Source organism: Oceaniferula flava, assembly GCF_016811075.1.
Lineage (GTDB): Bacteria > Verrucomicrobiota > Verrucomicrobiia > Verrucomicrobiales > Akkermansiaceae > Oceaniferula > Oceaniferula flava.
Genome location: NZ_JAFBGL010000004.1, coordinates 195284 through 214201, shown reverse-complemented (window position 1 = coordinate 214201; position 18918 = coordinate 195284). Strand labels below are relative to the sequence as shown.

The window sequence follows — 18918 nt, the reverse complement described above, 5'->3', positions numbered from 1 at the left end:
CGATAGGGTGAAATATTGACCCTTGCAGCTGGAGCTAACTTCTTTGACGGTTAATGATGATGATGAGAGTCATTCATTGCTATGCACAAAAATACATGGAAAAACATGGCTTTGGTGGCCGGTTCGCTGACCCTTACGACAGGGTTTGCTGATGCGGCCTCTACGCTGGTCAACCTCGGGAATAACGCTCCTACAGGGAATATAATCGCCTCTGAGGAATCTCGAAACAGCTTTACCAGAGCCTTTGATATTGAGGCGAACGCCAACCATGCCCGCGGCATGGTGTTCACCACGGGCGACAATGCGACTGGCGGCCAATTTGCCATCGATTCGATCACGGTCTCCAAGGACACTACCCAAACCTTCGTCGGTGGTGAGGTCACTCTGTTTGTCTATCAAGGCTCTGTGGCCGACTGGACGGCGGGCAATGGGGACACCACAGAGACCGCGGCTGACATTTATGACGGCACAACGGTGACACCTCTGTTCGAGGAAACCTTTGCCTTGAACGGCAGCTATGGCGCCAATTCATACCTGCAGTTCTCGCTCGATTCCTCCTTGATCGTGGATGAAAACAGTGAGTTCGGCTTTTTCCTGATCTATTCGAAGGGGGATGCCAATGATGACGATTATCTCCAGCTCGATGAACGATCCTCTGGTGGTGGTCAAATTCGACTTACTGACACAGCAAACGAAGTTAACGGCACGCGAGGTCTGACCTTCTATGTCCAAGGAACCGCTGTTCCTGAGCCTTCATCCGCCGCTCTGCTTGGCCTGGGTGGCTTGGCTCTGATGCTTCGCCGCCGTAAGTAATTCACGCACAGGTGATCCATTCATTTAGAAGGGAACTTGCACTGCAAGTTCCCTTTTTTTAGTTTAGATGCATTAAATCGACTGTTTTAGTGCACTTATACAGAGGTATTTATCGTGAGTGCCCAGTTCTCTTTGCTGGGGAACCCAAATTCAAGAATCGGCACAAAATAGGGATTAAAAATTGGCTAGGTAAGAATTTGGCCTGTATTATGCTGGGTGATTGATTAACCCATAGATACTACAACTCACCATTACCAAGATGAAGCCATTAAAACGTCGTTCGATTATTGAGCAAAGCGCGGATTTGCTACGTGATTCACTGGAGAAAGGGACCTTGAGTGGTCGGCTCCCCGGTGTCGTGAAATTAGCTGAAGAGGCAGGGGTCTCCAAACTGACAATGCGCGCAGCATTGCGCATATTGGAGGACGAGGGCCTGGTGGAGCTTTCAGAGAATGGCTACAGCCGCTACTCGGTCAACCGCAAGGCACCGCAGAAGAAGACCATCCGCATTGGCATCCTAATGCCGGAGCCTCTCTCGGAGCAGATTGCCCAGTTCCAGCAGTTGATCATCGAGGTGCAGCACCATTTGGAAAGTTTGGGTTTCGAGTCCTTTATCTTCAAAGAAGACCTGCGGCAGTTGAAGCACGATGTCAGTCGGGTCAAAGGGATGCTGGCTAAGAATCCAGTGAATGCCTGCTTGGTAGTGGCAGGCTCACGCGAGGTTCTGGAGTGGTTTGCAGATCAATCTCTGCCATGCCTGGCGATCTTTGGACGGGCTGGAGGGTTGCCAATTTCCAGAGTGGGACCGAGTAAGAGTGTCGCCATTCTCGAGGGGGTGCGCAAATTGATCGAATACGGTCACCGCCGCATCGTATTCCTGACTCGCGTCGAACGCAGGGTGCCACAGCTCGGCTCCTTCGAGCGGATGTTCTTGGCTGAGCTGGAATCGAATGGAATCGAAACCAGTAGCTACAACATCCCCGACTGGGAAGAGACGCCGGAAGGCTTTCACCGTCTGCTGAGTGAGCTGTTCCGGGTCACTCCTCCTACTGCTCTGATCATGGACGAGGTGCCGATGTGGGTGGGCACCCAGCAGTTTCTTGCCAAACACGGGATTTTGGTGCCCGAACAGGTGTCACTAATGGCCACTGATGATGACCCAGCCTTCTACTGGTTCTCTCCGCCGGTAGCCCACGTGCGCTGGCAGAATGAGCCGATCATCAAACGCATCGGTCGCTGGTCCATGGGGGTGAAGCGGGGGAATGTAGAAATCAAATGCGATACCGACCCGGCGGAGTTTGTCCTCGGGGGCACGATCGGGCCGGTGCCCCGCGCGACCGTCAAATTCAAGTAGTCCGTCCACAAAAGACGATTTCATTGCGTAAAAAAGGAGTAGCCTCAGATGAAGGCTACTCCTTTTTTGTGGATCGTAGTGTGAAGATCGTAGTGTGGTATGGTAAATGGTGCCGCGAGGCCCGCCGTGAAGAGGCCGGCTACGCGGCACCGAAATTTGTTTGGCGGCTTACTTGCGGCGACGAAGCAGCAGAGCGATGCCACCCAGTCCGAGCAGAGCTGCGGACGATGGTTCTGGAACGGCGTCGATGGTGACGGAGTTCAGAGTGAGTCCTGGGTTGCCTTGTGAGTAGGCAACAAAGTGGTAGGCGCCATCTGCAGAATCTGTGAACAGGCTGGAAAGAGCGCCGGCGGCAAGTGTGCCGGAGGTTCCATCAAGATCAAACGCAGCACTGCCGTCAGCGTTGACGGTGAGGGTGAAGGTTTGTTCGGTGCCGTAAACAATGGCGCTGTTAAGATCAGAGGAAGCCAAGGAGAGTGTTCCGAAGTCAGTGTAGAGACCTGGGGCTTCGGGGTTGGCGTGATCGGGGCGGTTAGCCAGCGAAAAGCCCACGGTATTCAAAGAAGCTTGGTCCGTGTATAAATAGGCATTCAGGTTGCCGGATGCTCCTACTCCGTCAGCGGCAGGCGTGGTGACGGTGACTTCATCGACGAGGCCGAATGAGGAGGTGAACGACGGGAACGTGTCAGCTTGTTCGGCTGTGGTGAAGGTTACTGTGAGTGTGAACCCCGAGTTGAGAACAAACTGATTCGCAGTATGCGCCCACGTAAGTCGGTTGCCACTGTTGGTCTGTGCGACAGCATTGCCAGTTACATCATCAAACGGATCTGCGTCGTCGATGTTGGTTCCGCTAACTAGGCCACCACCAATGCCGGTGTTGGTGCCGATGCCGTCAGCTGCGTCGAAGGTGTCTTGATAGACGATGGTGGCGTTGGCCAGGCCAGCGCTCAATACTAGGGCACTGAGTGTGCCGAGTGTGTTAATTGTTCTATTCTTCATGTGCTTTTTTTTGGTTGGTCAAGTGCCTGCACTTGTTATGTGTGACACCATAACTAATTACAACAGGTTCAACGTAAGCGATTCAGATGGGGGGAGGCGATGGTCTATTTTGAGTCATGAAGGGTAAAAGTTGACCCAGCGTGGAAGGATACATTCTGTAACGTTTACTGAAACACTTTTTTACGGTTGGCCAAAGCGGTGCGGCTTGCCGCGCAGGGGGATGGCGGTGACTTTGACCTTCGGCTGAGCGGTTCCCTTGGGCCAGAACAGCACCCAATTTCTTGGCTCGGTGGTGATCTGATAGATGCCGTTTCCCGATTTGGTGACTTTCACGCCCTTGGAGCTGGTCCACTGGGCATTGGCAATCTGGGCATCGACTTCGACCGTGCCGCCGGCTTCCGATTGGATCAGAGCCCAGCTGGTGCGATCGTTTTCACGCCGAGCGCTGACCAAGTAAGCGCCTTCGCCCCGTAGCTGATGGAACTGCACATCGGGCCATTGCTTGGGAACGGCAGGGAAGATGCGCAGTCGCTCGCCCCAGCTCTGCAGCAGCATTTCCTGCATCGCGGTGGCGCCGTGGATCGGGGTCTCGATCACCGGTAGGCCGATTTCCGAGTAGAAGGTGTTAGCGCGGAGGAATCGTTTGAGTCGATTGAGGAACTCCAGGGCCCGATCGCCATCGCCGAGCAGGGAGGCCATGCAGGAGCCGCCGGTCACGGAGTAGCCGGCGCCACCTTTTTTAAAGCTGTGCCAGTGGTTCAGGCTGCGCAGGATGAGCTCGCGGTCTTTATCGTTCTCCGGAGTGATGGTGCGGAGCGGGTAAATCGAGAGCAGGTGCGACCAGTGACGGTGGCCGCCGGTGAGGGCGACGTTTTTACCAATCATGAAACCGGTTTCGTTCACATGCGTGGGGGTGAGCTTGGCTTGGATGGTTTTCCACTCCTTGATCAGCGGCTCGTCTTTCTCGGTCAGCCCCTGTTCGGCGGCGAGCTCGAGTAGGCGGTTGTTGCCCCAGCGGAGTAGATCGATATCGTAGGAGCAGTCCTCGGCAATGCGGTATTCCGGGCTGTAAGTTTTGGGTAAATGCAGCAGTCCGTCCGCTCCCTCTGTTAGGAAATGGCGGTAGTAGTTCACTGCCTTGAGCAAAATCGGGTAGAGCACCTTGTCGCGCAGCTCCTTGTCCTGCCAGTAGCGGTATTCCATGTCCACATTGTGCATCGCCCAGATCAGGTTGCCGCACTCGCGGCCGATGGAGGCGTCGAACTTGGGTCGACCTTTTCCAGGTTCGCCGGAGTAGCCGAGCAGGTCCCAGTTCGAGGTGTTGCGACCGATGGAATACGAGTCCGCACGGTATTTCGGGGCAACGTTCAGAGCGAGGTTGTCGCGGAGGATGTCGAGGCGGTGGCTGAGGGCGCTGACCATCTCACGGCGGTTGGCGGTGGTGCCATTGCTGTGTGCCACCTGCACGTTTAAGTTCCACCAGAGGGCATTCCAAGCGGTCGGTTGCAGCCACGGGCCTTGGTTGTCCATGATCCATCCCTTGTCGCGGGTGGCGCTGGCGATTTTATACTGCTGCACCCAGTAGAACGAGTCCCAGTAGGGGTCGCCGGTGGAAACAAAGCTCGCCGGGTAGAAGTCGTGCCACCACGTGCGGTGGGCGGCTAACCATTCGGCTTGATCCGCCTTGGCGGCCTTGCGCACGGCGGCCACCGCCATGCTGCTGGCTTCCTTGCCGGGGAAACTGTGTTTCACGCTGAGCCAGAGGCGGGTGCTGCCGCCGCTTTGGATTTGTTTCCAGGCCACGGCCGTTTGACCGCCGGCGTGCAGGTTGTGCACCGAGGTGTGCACCCCGTCCGGCAGCTCGCTGACCACGGCGACTGGGTTGGCGGGTGTTCGTGGGATCTTGGCCCGCTGCGCGCGTGGGTTGGTGGCGGCGTGGGGGACGTAGGAAAATTTAGTGTCCTTAAGGCTGCCGCTGCCTTTGAGCTCAAAGCGCATCACCGGCTCATTGGCGTGGGCGATGGTGTGCCACTCGACTTTTCCGGCCTTGGCTTCGAGGGTGCCGGTCGCTTCCGCATTCCAGAGATCGAGTCGGCTGCTGCCGCCGCTGAGGTTGGCAGGCAGGCGAATTTCGAGGTGACCGATGAAATGCCGGCCACGATTCAGCACGGTGACATTTTTCTCGGTGAGATCATCCTTCGCCATCGGACGATGATCGTGGGCCGCCGAGCAGCCGACGTCCCAGCGCAGGGTGCGCGGGTTCAGCTGATACATCATCGTGCCCTGCTCGCCATTGCCGAGGAAGGGCGCTTCATCCCAGCGCTTGGGTAGTTGGTTCCAAATCAGATCGTGCCGAGCGAGCATCTCGCCCCAGTTCACGGCGTCGATGTCCGGGACACGGTCGGGTGTTTCTGCCTGCAGGGACGTGGTAGTCAGCAGGCTGCTGGAGGCGAGGGCGAGTGAGAGGAGAAGCGCGTTTTTGATCATAGGGAAGTGGTTCTAGGCGATCTCCCACTTGTAGGGAGCTTTGGCTAATTTTTGGTTACCGTCTGCGGTGACTTGCAGGGAATCTTCGATGCGGCAGCCGCCGAGGCCGTAGTAATACAGGCCGGGTTCTGTGGTGACGACCATGCCTTTCTTGAAGCGCCATTTGCCACGCGGGGCAATGATCGGGCTCTCGTGGATTTCCAGCCCCACACCGTGGCCGAGCGCGTGGAAGAATCCTTCCGGCTGGGAAGTGTCGGTGGTGGTCTCGTAACCTTCTTTGACAAAAAAGGCCTGCACATCGCGGTGCACCTTGCTGCCGGTGGCGCCAGGTTTGATCATGTCCAGCGACATCTGGTGCGCCTTCTTGACGGTGCGGACCAGGCGACGTTGGGCATCGCTGGCTTTGCCCTTGAGGAAGGTGCGGGTCATGTCGCCCCAGTAGCCGTCTTCCTGACGACGTGGGAAAATATCCACCACAATCAGCTCGCCTTCACGGATCGGGCCGTAGCCGGCGCAGTGGTTATCGACCGCTTGGTCGCCCGGGGAGGCGATGGTGTGCAGAGCAACAGCGCCCTTGCCAAGCGTCGCCTGCCCGATGAGCTCGCGGATGCGTTCGGCGGTGAGCACGCGACCGCTGTGGATCAGTTGCCCTTTCTTCACCTTGGATTCGGCGAGGGTCTTAGCAACGATTTGGAAGCCGGCGCAGGCCGCCTCGTTGGCTTTTTTCATCAGCTTGATCTCATCATTGTTCTTGATGATGCGCTCTGGGAAAAGCGTGCCTGGTTTGCATGGCGAAACCTGAATGCCGGCATCGCGCAGGGCGAAGGCGAGGCCGGTGGGGAATCGGTCTCCCACTTTGAACTCATCGATGCCATACTCCTTGGCCAGATGGGCGACCATTTGGCTGGTGTTTGCCGCTTGGCCTTGTTCCAGATTGAAGCGTTTGCGCGCTCCGGCCTGCACCTCGGAGAGTAGCAGGATTTCATCGAAGTCAGACTCCTTCTCCATGCGGCCGTATTCCATGGCGTGGGAGATGCCTACTTTTTTTCTCCCCAGCGTCAGGGCGATGTAAGGATCGAAGGCGTTGAAGCGGCTGAAGTAGAGCATGTCCGGGTCATTGGCATCTGCGTGAAACAGAATGGATGACTTCGGCTTGCGGCGGGAGGTTTTCTGGCTGTTGGCTTGAATGGCTGACATGGATCAGTGGGCGGGGATTGTTGTTAGGTGATAGATTAGTCGAGAGTGCGAAGTTTGACAGCGGTTTTTGCTGTTTCGATGTCGTTGATGAGCTTGCGCACTTGTTCGATCTGAGGTGTTAGGCCCTTGGCTTCCGGGTGCACGAGCAGGTCTTTCTCCAGCTGGTGCAGCTGTGGGATGACCGGTTTCGCAGCACCGCCGTAGCTGGCGAGCACATCGAGGCTCTTGCTGATGCGTCTGCGTTTGCCCCATTTGTCGATCTCGAGGATTTGCAAGCAGAGAGCCATGCCTTCGCGCACTTTGTAGTGAGCGAGCATCTCGACACCCTGCAGGCGGATATCGTTCGAGAACATCACACCGCTGGGGCTGGGTTCTTCGATGGCTTTGACAATGGCGGGCAGCAGTGGCTTGAGCTCCTCGAAGCTGAGGGTCTTGTAAACAGAGCCCACGGTGCCACGGGTGCGGCCGTCCGGGTTGGTGAGGATTTTCTGCACCGCCTTGTAGAGCAGGTCGCGATCGATGTCCTTGAGCGATTTCGAAAGCAGGCCTTTCTTTCCGTAAACGCCGCGGGCGTCAAACAGGCCGAAGGCGATGTAGCGTTGGGTGATTTGCAGCGGATCCGCATCGCTCTCGGTGATTGCCAGCTTGAGCAGGGCGGGGATGGCGGACTTGGAGGCCTCGCCGATGTTGGCCAGCGCGGAGGCGGCCTGAATGCGCAACCAGGCGTCTTTTTCCCAGAGCAGCGATTGCAGGGGCTTCACCGCGGCGGCAGCACGCTCGTTCAGTGCGCCGAGACCTTGGCATGCACCGTAGCGCGTGGTCAGGCTGTCGCTTTCCAACATGGTGATCAGCTCGGGGATGAGTTTTTCGCCACCTTCTTTCTTGGCAATGGCGGCGGCAGCGCGGAAGCGCACGGCAGGCGACCAGCTTTTCAGCGCGGCGATCAGTTCCTCGGGAGATTTCTCGACGAAGTAATCAGTCCCTTCGTCCCAGTTGCTGAAACCGGCACCCGCTTCGATCACGGAGGCCAGCTTGCTGCCGGTGAGTTTCTGGCTGGCATCGATGGACTTGCCGGTGATGTGCAGCTTCTTCAGCGGCAGGGTGTAGCTCAGCACGAAGGCTCCGGTGGCGTCCCATCCTTTGTAGGAGTGCTCACCTTTGCCGGAGTTCGCTCCACCTTGGTAAGGGAAGCTGCCGTCCCAGGCGCGGTTCATATCGTAGAACCAAAGTTGCTTTTTCATGAAGGCCTCGGTGGCCTCGGTGCCAACGCGCTGAGTGCCGAGCGGACCCCAGACGTAGCTGAAGTAATTGCCAGTGTGACCACGCTCGCGCTCGCCGTAGGAGGCCACGGACATGTGGGCGAAGAACTGCGCTTTGTCGCGCATGTTCTGCAGGTCGAAAATCACAGCGGCCATCGAGTTCTTGCCGTTGTCGTCGTGGCGGTCCCAGCCTGGAAAGTGGTCGCCGTATGGGATGGCGCCCTTGCCGGCGTAGAAGCCCATGAACTTGTTTGCCTTCTCGATCGCTTGGCTGATCTCAGCGTTCTGGACGCCGCATTTCTCCGCCATCACCATCGACATGTGGCAGATCAGGCCGGCGCTATTGAGTGCCCCGTAGCCGCCGAGCGAGCCGTGGATTTTTCCTTGGTTGTAAACCGGCCATGCCATGGCGTGCCCCCACGAGCCGATGAAGCTCTGCCCCTTGGCAATGCTGGTGCTGTATTTCTCAATGGCAGGCAGCACGAAGTCATCGGCGGTGGCGAGGTGGTATTCACAGAGGAAAAGATTGATGTATCCCCAGCCCCAAGACGCCATGCCCACGGTGGGCGAGAGCGGCAGGTTGAGCTGCTGGGGAGCAACCAGATGGGCGTATTGTTTGACGAGGTCCGCGTATTCCGGCTTGCCGGAGGCGAGCAGCGCCAGGGCGTCCACCGTGTTCATGATCTCACGGGAGGAGTAGCCTCTCGGGCCGCGTTTCGAGACCCAGCTGGAGTAATCGATATCGGCCAGCTCACGCTCGAGACGCTCGGCCATGTGCTTGCAGCCGGCGTCGACGATTTTCTGAGACTTTTCAGACGATAGCAGCGCGTCACCATAAGCGCCGAGTGCCGGCAGCTGAAGCGTGACTTGGCTGGTCTTGCCCTTTTTCCAAACATTGAGCAGCAGCTTGCCGTCGGTGGCTTCGGCGGCGGTGATGGCATTGCCAAAGGCAATCCGCGCATCGCTGCTGAAGTCTTTTCCACCCACTCCCAGGATCACATCACCTTGAGCCAAAACCCCGTCCGCTGGGGAACCGGCGTCCACCTGGGTGACATAGATTTGCCGCGCCTTGGTGGTCTGCAGTTTCCAGCCCCACATCCAGCCGCGTGCGCCGGTGGGTCCGAGGTTCCAGTCGTGCCGTTCACCAATCGGATCTCCCTTGGTGAAATCAGGGACCGGCTGCTCGGTGAGCCGGGCGCCTTGGGCGAATGGGGCCAGACTGAGCAGGGCCAGGCAGGCGGTGGTTTTGGTCAATTGTGCGATCATGGGATGTGATGGATGAGAGCTGAGTTAGAGCCAGGTGACTTCCGGCGGCATGGTGACGAACTTGCCGTCGATGCAGAACGGTTCGCCATCGAGAGTGACTTTCGAGCCTTCGCCGAGCGATGCGATGAGGTCCCAGTGCAGCGCGCTCTTGTTGACGTTGCCGGTTTCCGGGTAGCCGGCACCGAAGGCAAGGTGGAACGAGCCCCCCATTTTTTCATCATAGAGGATCTGGCCGGTTGGGGTGTCGATCGCGCGGTTGGTGCCGAAGGCGACTTCACCGATGCGGCGAGCTCCCTCGTCCTGGTCGAGCATGGAAATCAGGAAGTCTTCTCCCTCTTCGGCAGTGACCTCGGTGGCGCGGCCGTTTTCCATCACGATGCGAGCGTTGCGCACCGCGTGACCTTGGTAGACGCAGCGTTTGTCGAAGAATACCACGCCGTCTGCGCCGCCATTGTCGGCGTTCAGGTTCGGTCCGGAGTAAACTTCACCGTCAGGGAAGTTCTTGCGGCCCGGGCTGGAAAGCCAGCGCATGTCCGCGGTGTTCACGGTGAGATCGGTGCCGGCCGGGGTGTAGAAGTGCAGTTCGCTGCCTTGCATCAGTTTCTCGGCGAGCAGGCTCTGCCACTCATCGAGCTGCTGCCAGAAGGCGACAGGGTCCTCTTGGTTGAGCTGGCAGGCTTTGATGACAAATTCACTGTAGGCGCTGAGGCTCATGCCGGCGTCTTGGGCGTAGGCATTGGTGGGGAAAAGGGTGGTCGACCACAGCAGCGGCTTGAGCTCGGAGTCGAGGCTCGGATCATCGGCCACGGCAGCGCGCTGGAAGAACAGCTCGCGGCTGGCGCGGTTCGCCTTGGCGGCGCGCTGGATGATGGCGGGATCGAACTGATCCATGGTGCGCAGGTTGGTGCTGGCGGCGATGTTGATGGTGGCGTCCACCTTCTCGGTTTCCAGCTGGGCGAATGGGCTGGCCCAGTCGAGCTGATCTTCATTGGCCAGTTCGAAAAAGGCTTCACCGAGTGCCTCCGGGCGGCAGTTCACCACCGGCATGCCACCAGCTTCAAGCACCTTGCGGTAAACGGCCACGAGAAGCGGCTCAGCATTGGTTTGGGCGGTGATGCGGACAATGTCGCCAGGTTTGATATCTGTGGCGTGTCGGACCAAGACGTCAGCCCAGCGTGTCAGGTGAGTTTGAGTTAACATAAAGTCGAGCTAAGACAATGAAGCGCTTTTGTCACGTATGGCTACGGTTGCTTTAACGCGAATTTTTGACTCTAAATCACCTCGAATCAAGGTATTACGGGGGTGCTGGAGGGTTTTGGGGTCCTAAAATGACCCTTTGATCAGGATGGAAAATTTTGGCAAATGAACTAAATTGGAACCTACTCCCGTATGCATGGTGGCCGCACAAGAGCCAACTCGCAGCAAGTCACACGGCATCCGCCACTTCCCATCGATTCTATGAACATTTTATCACGTATTACGGCAATCAGCGCCATCTGTCTCGGCCTGGCATCCCTGGCTCAGGCGATAACATCTCCGGCTGGCAAACACGCCGAGCTGAAAGAGCAGAACATCGAGGGCTGGACGATCCGTGTGGATACCCAGTTGCTCGCTCCCGAGCGGAAGGAAAAAACCGAGCGGATTCTTGCGAAGCTGAAGATGCGCCTGTCGGAAATCAAAGTGGTCATGCCAGAGCCTCACCTGTCCGGCATGCAGCAAGTTCCCATCGTGCTCGAGCTTGCTCACTCGGAACTCTCCGCCATGCAATATCATCCGGGCGCGGATTGGTTGAAAAAGAAAGGCTACGATGAAACGTTGGTACACTGTGTGCATGTGCCGGTGGCAGAGGTGATGCTGAAACATCGCTACATCGTCGATATGCCATGGGTCATTCTCCACGAGCTTTCCCATGCCTACCACCACCAGGTGATCGGCTTTGACGAGCCCCGCATCATCGCCGCCTACAAAAAATTCGTCGCCAGCGGCCATGGTAAAAACTGCCTGGTGATCACCGGAAAACGCACCGATCACTACGGCCTGACCAATCACAAAGAGTTCTTCGCAGAAATGACCGAGGCCTATTTCGGCACCAACGACTTCTATCCCTTCAACCGCGCCGAGCTGATGGACGCAGAGCCTGAAATCTATCAGCTGATGAAAACCATCTGGGCAGCCAAACCAACAAAATCATGATCGTAAGTATTTTCAATGACGTCATCGGCCCGGTAATGCGCGGGCCATCGAGTTCTCACTGCGCCGCCGCCCTCCGGATTGGTCGTCTGGGTCGCGAGTTGATGGACGGGGTGTTCACCGACGTGTTGGTGGAGTTCGATCGCAACGGCTCACTGCCCAATACCCACGATACCCAAGGCTCCGACATGGGCTTGTTTGGCGGTTTGATGGGCTGGGAGGCTGAGGACGCCCGACTGCCCGGCTCCATGCAGTCGTTTCTCGATACCGGCGTGCGCGTCGGCATCGAAACTGTGGACGCCGGTGACCCACACCCGAACACTTACCGTCTGACATTCCGCAACGATCAGGAAACCCACACCCTGCGCGCCATCTCCACCGGTGGCGGCATGATGGAGGTCATCGATCTCGATGGTTTCACCGTTTCCATGTTCGGCGATTGTCACGAGACCCTGCTCTGGACCGATCAGTCCGCTGAGGAGGTCATCGCGGCTCTAGATGGTCAGGTGGATGCTCATGATGTCATCCTGCATCAGGCGAATGGGCGTCAGATGATCGAGGTGAAGGCGGCGGCTTTCATCGATGACTCGGTGATCGCTACACTGCCCGGTATCACTTCCGTAAAACATCTCTCCCCAGTCCTCCCGGTGATGTCCGCGAAGGATACTTCGGTGCCCTTCACTTCCTGCGCGGAGATGCTGGAATACGATGCCGGAAAAGGCACCCCGCTCTGGCGCCTGGCCGTCGATTACGAAATGCAACGCGGCGGACTCACCGAAGAAGAGGTGATTGCCAAGATGGTGAAGATCGTCCGCATCGTGCGCCAATCGATCTCCGAGGGGATCTCCGGCACCGAATACGATGACCGTGTGTTAGGTCACCAGTGTGGAAAATTTGATGAGCTGATGCGTGAGGGTAAGCTGCTGGACGGCGGCGCCCTGAACCGCATCATCCTTTACGTCACCGCCCTGATGGAGGTGAAGAGCTCCATGGGCGTGATCGTCGCCGCACCCACCGCCGGTGCCTGCGCCGCGCTTCCGGGTGCCGTGGTCGCCATGGGTGAGTCCATGGGCGCCGACGAGGAGGAAATGGCCAAGGCGCTGTTAGCCAGTGGCATTATCGGATCCTTCATCGCGACCCGCTGGACCTTCGCTGCCGAAGTCGGTGGCTGCCAGGCCGAGGGGGGCTCCGCCGCCTGCATGGCTGCCGCTGCCATGGTGACTCTCGCCGGTGGACCGCTCAACCAAGCCGTCGCCGCCGCTTCCATGGCCTTCCAGAGCATGATCGGCCTGATCTGCGATCCGGTGGCCAACCGCGTGGAGGTGCCCTGCCTCGGTAAGAATGTCATGGCCGCCAGCAACGCCCTCGCCGCAGCCAACATGGCACTGGCCGGCTACGATCCGGTGATCCCGCTCGATGAAGTCATCGATACCGCCAAACACGTCGCCACCCAGATGCCCCGTGAAGTGCGCTGCACCAACCTCGGAGGCCTCTCCATCACTCCCACCGCCATCGCGCTCGAGGAGAAACTCGCCGCCCGCCGCGCCACCGCCTGCGGCAGTGGTTGTGGCTGCTAACTAATTGTGGATCGGCCACCATTGATTGAACTTTACTAACATGACTTATTCGCTCCGCCTCTTAGCTACGACTGTATCCCTGCTGTTTGCACCTATCACCGCGCAAGCGGATGATTTGTCGGGTGCTAAACCGAACATCATTTTGGTGATGACGGATGACCAAGGTTACGGCGATCTGAGCTGCCACGGGCATCCGTTTTTAAGAACGCCTAACATCGATAAGCTTTACGGCCAGTCGACCCGTTTCACGGATTTCCACGCCAGCCCCACCTGCGCTCCCACCCGGGCTGCGTTGATGTCGGGTCGGGCACCATTCAAGAATGGGGTGACTCACACGATTCTGGAGCGCGATCGCATGACGCTCAAGGCCACGACCATCGCCCAAGTGCTGAAATCGGCTGGCTACACCACCGGGATTTTTGGCAAGTGGCACCTCGGCGATGACGATGCCTATCAGCCGGAGCAGCGTGGCTTTGATGAAACTTTCATTCACGGCGCCGGTGGCATCGGGCAGAATTTCTTCGGCAGCCAGAGCGATGCTCCGGGGAATCGCTACTTCAACCCAGCGATCAAACACAACGGCAAGTTTGTCAAAACCAAGGGTTACTGCACGGATGTATTTTTCCAGCAGACTCTGGGGTGGATCAAGCAGTGCGCCGATGAAAAAAAGCCATTTTTTGCCTACCTCGCGACTAATGCACCCCACGGGCCATTCGTCGTGGATAAGAAATACTCGGACATGTTCGAGGGCCAGTGCAGTGAGAAGTCCGCGAAGTTTTACGGCATGATCGTGAACCTCGATGAGAACATGGGCCTGCTGATGCGCAAGCTCGACGAGTGGAAACTGGCCGATAACACACTGCTGATTTACATGACCGATAACGGTAGCTCCGGAGGCACCTACGCGTGCAATATGAAGGGTAAAAAAGGCAGCCCGCACGAAGGTGGATCACGTGTTCCTCTGTTCATGCGCTACCCAGGTAAAATCAAAGCCGGCGTGGATGTGGATAAGCTCACCCGCCACTACGATCTTTTCCCCACTCTGGCCACCATCGCCGGTGCGGAAATTCCTGCGGGCGTGGATCTCGATGGTCGTAGCCTGACGCCTCTGATCAACGATCCTGCAGCCGAGTGGTCCGATCGTAATTTATTCTTCCACGTTGGACGTTGGAACAAAGCGGGTGCACCGAAACGCTGGGGATTGGGCAACACCGATCCTGATCAGGCGAAATATCAACAGTTTGCCGTCCGTAACGAAAAATGGCGACTGGTGGGCAAGGAGCTTTATAACATCGAGAAAGATCCGGCGGAAACAACAGATGTCAGCGCGCAATTTCCCGAAGTGGCCGAAAAAATGCTAAAGGCCTTTGATGCATGGTGGGACGATGTTCGCCCGCTGATGATCAACGAGGATGCTCCACTGGATGTTGGAAAACCATTCTTGGAACGCTACAACGCTCAGAAAAAAGCCACCGGCATTCCCAACTGGGAGGCACCTAAAATTTAAAAACCAAAACACACCTTCTCATCATTGTGAATTCACTTACCAGACAGCTCAATTTAGGCGCCGCCCTGCTTCTTTGCGTGGCTCCAGCGGTCGTTGCCGAGCCTATTTTACCAGGCCTCGTTTCCAGCAAACTCGAACCCGCACTGAAAGGTCGGGTGCTGATCGAGGAGCTGAACTGCGCCGCGTGTCACCAGAGCGATGGCTCGTTTGCCAAAGATTCAAAAACTGCCCCGCGTCTGGCAGACATCGGCTCGCGGGTGAATCCTGCTTACATCGAGAAATTCATCACCGATCCCCACGGCACCAAGCCAGGCACCACCATGCCGGACCTGCTGAGCCACATGGATGCCAAGGAGAAGAAGGAAACGGCAAAGGCGATCACGCACTATTTGCTGTCGCTGAAAAAGAATACCTTTGAGCCGGAAGCACCGGATTCCGTGGCGGCGAACCAGGGGAACCAGCTGTTCCACACCCGCGGTTGCGTTGCCTGTCACTCGCCACGCGATGCCGCCGGCAAGGAGTTGATGCCGGGGAAATCCGTGCCACTTGGCGCCCTCGACCAGAAATACAGCGCCGATAGCCTGATCGCTTTCCTCAAGAACCCACAGCACAGCCGCCCGTCCGGAAGGATGCCGGACTTGGAGCTGCCCGCCGAGGAGGTGCGCAGCATTGCCAACTACCTGCTGCAGGACACCAAGGTGCCCGGCAACGTGAACTACAAACTTTTCACCGGCCTGGTCTGGGAAGGTCTCTACAGCGAGCAGGTCAAAGCCAAACGCGCCGGTCAAGTCAGCGATTTTGACCTCGGCCACTTGGGTAAGTTAGAGCGCCGCTATGCGGTGGAGTTCGAAACTTGGATCGATGTCAAGGAGGCCGGGGAATACACCTTTTTCCTCGAGGCCAATGGCGCCACCCTGCGTGTTGAGGGGGTTCAAGTGCTGCTGGAACAACCCAGCGAACGTCGCCGGCCGAAGAACTTCAACGGCTCGATCAAGCTGCAACCCGGATGGCGCAAGCTGGAGCTGACGTATTTCCACGCAGGTTATAAACCGAAATTTTCCTTCGAGATGGAAGGCCCCGGGATCAAGCGGGGAGCGATCCCGAGCTCCATGCTTTCCGTCTCTAACAAGCCGATCCCCAAGTTCACGCCACTCAAGGTGGATGCCGCATTGGCAGAGAAAGGCCGCGAGCAATTCAGCATGTTAGGCTGTGCCAGCTGCCACAACGATCTCGATGCGAAATCGAAGATGGCCCAGTCGTTTGCCGATCTCAACCCAAGCGCTGGCTGCCTCACCGAGGCCCACGGCAAGTGGGCGCACTACGCGCTGAACTCCGAGCAGCGCGAGCTGATCAAGCAGGCATTGCCGAAGGTCGAGAAGCAGGAGCTCAACGATAAGGAGAAAATTGCCAAGACCTTGACCACCTTCAACTGCATCGCCTGCCACGAGCGCGATGGTGTGGGTGATGTTGCTACCGAGCGGAATTCTCTCTTCACCGGATCACACCCAGAGCTGGGCGACCAAGGACGGCTGCCACCAGCGCTCACCAGTGTGGGTGCGAAACTGACACCCGATTGGCTCACCGAAGTCATGCTCAAGGGCAACCGTCAGCGCTTTTACATGAACACCCGCATGCCGCAGTATGGGGAGAAAAATGTCGGTCACCTGGTCGAGCTCTTCGGTAAAGTTGATAAGCTCGAGGAGGTGAAGTTGCCAGAGATTGGCGATATCCGGGAGTCCAAGAATGCCGGCTACGAGATGATCGGTAACAAAGGCTTCAGCTGCATCGCCTGTCACGATTTCAACGGCCACCACGCCGCCGGTGCCGGCGCCCTCGATCTGGTGAACCTCACCGATAAGATTCAGAAGAACTGGTTCCACCTGTTCATGCAGAACCCGTCACGCTTCCACACCACCGGCATCATGCCGAACTTCTGGCCCGGTGGACAATCGACCCGTCCCGACGTGCTGGAGGGCGACCGCGAAGCGCAGATCGAGGCTCTGTGGAGCTACCTCTCCGATGGCACCCGCGCCAAGAAACCCGCCGGCCTGATGGTGCAGCTCGATGAGCTCCGCGTCTTCGACAAGCCGGAGATCGCTCGCGGTCGCGGCACCGCCGGCTTCCGTGGAATCGGCGTCGGCTATCCGGGCCGACTCAACCTCGCCTTCGACTCCGAGGAAATGGCGCTGCGCCTGCTTTGGAAAAATAGCTTCGTCACCATCAAGCACGGGTCGTTCAAGGCCCACGGCGATCACCGTATCGAGTTTCCTCCCGGCGTTCCATTCCATCGCCTGAAATCGATGGACGATCACTGGCCGTATAAGGGGAAAAAGGACTACCTCTTCCCGCACGACATCGGCTACCAGTTCCGCGGATACCGCCTGGACAAACAACGCCGCCCGACCTTCAGATACAGCTACGGCGACATCATGATCGAGGACTTTTTCGAAGAGGTGTTAGAAGGTGGTGTGGCCACCAAGTTCAAGCGCACTTTCACCTTCGACACTCCCGAAGCTCAGGAGAAGTTCTACTTCCGCGCCGCAGGTGGGAAGAATATCAGCAAGATCTCGGATCACCAATACCGTGTGGATAAGCTCACGGTCAAATTCGACGATGACCACAAGGCCATCGTCCGCAGCGGCGACAATGGCGAGCTGCTGATCCCCGTCACTCTGCCCAAAGGGCGCAGCACTCTAACAATCGAATACCAATGGTAAACATCAAATCACTGCTCGGCCTCCTCGCCGTTTCTCTTCCCGCACTTGCTCCCGCCGAAGACCTCGGCGGCATGTGGGGGACCGCCAATGAGGAAGCGAAGTATTATCCCATCGTCACCATCCCCGTGCCCAACGGCATGCCAATGCGTGCCGGCAGCTTCGAGGTTTTGCCCGATGGCCGACTGGCGGTCGGCACCCGCCGTGGCGATATCTATTTCGTCGATGGCGCGTTCGATTCCCCACCGGCACCGAAGTATAAACTCTTCGCCACCGGCCAGGATGAGATCTTCGGCCTGTCGTGGAAAGACGGCTCGATGACTGCCACCCAGTTCGGCGAGGTGACCAAAATCACCGACACCGATGGCGACGGCGTGGCGGATCAATACGACACCCTCACAAACAATTGGGGCTACGCCGAAGGCCACGAGTTTGCCTTTGGTTCGAAGCATGACCCGGACGGCAACATCTGGGTCGCCCTCGGACTGAGCGCCTCCTACCACTCGAACAACATCTTCCGCGGCTGGGCGGTGAAAGTCACTCCGGAGGGGAAAATGATCCCCGTTTGCAGTGGCTTGCGTAGTCCGGCTGGGGTTGCCCCTAACAAAGAGGGCGTGATGTTCACCATCGAGAGCCAGGGACCGTGGAACGGTGCGTGCTCGCTGAAGCACCTCAAGGAGGGAGCTTTCCTCGGTCACCCGGCGAGTTATAACTGGTATCAGTTTGTCCCTGGGATGGACGAACCCTCCGTGACACCGAACTCTCCATCGCGCATGCAGATCGAGAAGAAGCGCGTCAAAGAGCTGGTTCCCCCCGTCGTGCGCTTCCCTTATATTAAAATGGGCCGCTCGATCTCAGGCTTCCGTCTCGATACCACCGGTGGAAAATTCGGCCCTTTCGAGAATCAATTTTTCCTCGGCGACTACACCCTGAGTGTCATCCTCCGCGCCACCACCGAGGAGATCAACGGCGTCTGGCAAGGTGCTTGTTATCCATTCCGCGAGGGACTGGACACCGGCATCATGAACGTCGAGTTCACTCCGAAAGGCCAGCTCGTGGCAGGCGGATTCACCACCAACCGCCAGTGGCCGGTGCGCGGCGCCGAGCCCTTCGCGCTGCAGCGCATCGACTGGAGCGGCATCACTCCCTTCGAGATCAAGGAAATCAACATCAAGAAAGATGGCTTCCTGATCAACTTCACCAAACCCGTCGATCCCGACGTGGCGGCGAAACCGGAAAGTTACACGGTGAAAACCTACACCCACATCTACGCCGAGGGATATGGTAGCCCGGAAGTGGATCACACCACCCCCAAGGTCACCAAAGCCGTGCCAGCCGCCGATGGCATGTCCGTGCGTGTCTACCTCGATGGCATCGTCGAAGGACACATCCACGATTTCAACCTCGCCCCGATGCTTTCCAAAGACGGAGGCAAACTCCTCCACACCAAGGCCTACTACACCGTCAACGAAATCCCCAAGAGCTAGTATGGAGCATGGACATTCCTGTCCATGGGCTGCAACGGGGATCACGATCAATCTTCCCCCGTTCCACA

At 57.8% G+C, this 18918-nt stretch carries 12 protein-coding genes; 7 read left to right on the top strand and 5 right to left on the bottom strand.

Annotated elements, in window-relative coordinates:
- Positions 1–81 precede the first annotated feature (81 nt).
- Both JO972_RS07975 and JO972_RS07970 read left to right on the top strand, forming a co-directional pair.
- Positions 82–813, top strand: coding sequence for a PEP-CTERM sorting domain-containing protein (locus tag JO972_RS07975; RefSeq protein WP_309489502.1), 732 nt, complete (start codon positions 82–84; stop codon positions 811–813).
- Between the two features lie 259 nt (positions 814–1072).
- Positions 1073–2167, top strand: a complete 1095-nt coding sequence (locus tag JO972_RS07970; protein ID WP_309489501.1) for a substrate-binding domain-containing protein — start codon at positions 1073–1075, stop codon at positions 2165–2167.
- 168 nt (positions 2168–2335) lie between these two features.
- Here JO972_RS07970 and JO972_RS07965 read toward each other — a convergent pair whose 3' ends face one another.
- The 5 genes from JO972_RS07965 to JO972_RS07945 form a co-directional block, all read right to left on the bottom strand.
- Positions 2336–3166, bottom strand: coding sequence for a PEP-CTERM sorting domain-containing protein (locus tag JO972_RS07965; protein WP_309489500.1), 831 nt, complete (start codon positions 3164–3166; stop codon positions 2336–2338).
- A 180-nt stretch (positions 3167–3346) separates the two neighbouring features.
- Complete coding sequence (locus tag JO972_RS07960; RefSeq protein ID WP_309489499.1) at positions 3347–5653, bottom strand: glycosyl hydrolase family 95 catalytic domain-containing protein; 2307 nt, start codon at positions 5651–5653, stop codon at positions 3347–3349.
- A gap of 12 nt (positions 5654–5665) precedes the next feature.
- The gene (locus tag JO972_RS07955) at positions 5666–6850 is read right to left on the bottom strand and encodes a M24 family metallopeptidase (RefSeq protein ID WP_309489498.1); all 1185 of its coding nucleotides are present in this window, start codon (positions 6848–6850) and stop codon (positions 5666–5668) included.
- Positions 6851–6885: 35 nt separating this feature from the next.
- On the bottom strand, positions 6886–9375 hold the full coding sequence (locus JO972_RS07950; protein WP_309489497.1) for a DUF6288 domain-containing protein: 2490 nt from the start codon (positions 9373–9375) through the stop codon (positions 6886–6888).
- A 24-nt stretch (positions 9376–9399) separates the two neighbouring features.
- Positions 9400–10575, bottom strand: coding sequence for an aminopeptidase (locus tag JO972_RS07945; protein ID WP_309489496.1), 1176 nt, complete (start codon positions 10573–10575; stop codon positions 9400–9402).
- 258 nt (positions 10576–10833) lie between these two features.
- Here JO972_RS07945 and JO972_RS07940 point away from each other — a divergent pair, with 258 nt between their 5' ends.
- The 5 genes from JO972_RS07940 to JO972_RS07920 are packed head-to-tail and all read left to right on the top strand — an operon-like array spanning position 10834 to position 18850.
- Positions 10834–11568 (top strand): M90 metallopeptidase family protein, encoded by a 735-nt coding sequence (locus tag JO972_RS07940; RefSeq protein WP_309489495.1) that lies wholly within the window; start codon positions 10834–10836, stop codon positions 11566–11568.
- On the top strand, positions 11565–13142 hold the full coding sequence (locus tag JO972_RS07935; RefSeq protein WP_309489494.1) for an L-serine ammonia-lyase, iron-sulfur-dependent, subunit alpha: 1578 nt from the start codon (positions 11565–11567) through the stop codon (positions 13140–13142). The genes JO972_RS07940 and JO972_RS07935 overlap by 4 nt, the downstream gene beginning before the upstream one ends.
- 40 nt (positions 13143–13182) lie before the next feature.
- The gene (locus JO972_RS07930) at positions 13183–14649 is read left to right on the top strand and encodes an arylsulfatase (protein WP_309489493.1); all 1467 of its coding nucleotides are present in this window, start codon (positions 13183–13185) and stop codon (positions 14647–14649) included.
- A gap of 26 nt (positions 14650–14675) precedes the next feature.
- A complete protein-coding gene (locus tag JO972_RS07925) occupies positions 14676–17366 on the top strand; it encodes a c-type cytochrome (protein ID WP_309489492.1) in 2691 nt (896 codons plus the stop codon).
- Positions 17360–18850, top strand: a complete 1491-nt coding sequence (locus JO972_RS07920) for a DUF7133 domain-containing protein (protein WP_309489491.1) — start codon at positions 17360–17362, stop codon at positions 18848–18850. Before JO972_RS07925 ends, JO972_RS07920 begins: the two co-directional genes overlap by 7 nt.
- Positions 18851–18918 lie beyond the last annotated feature (68 nt).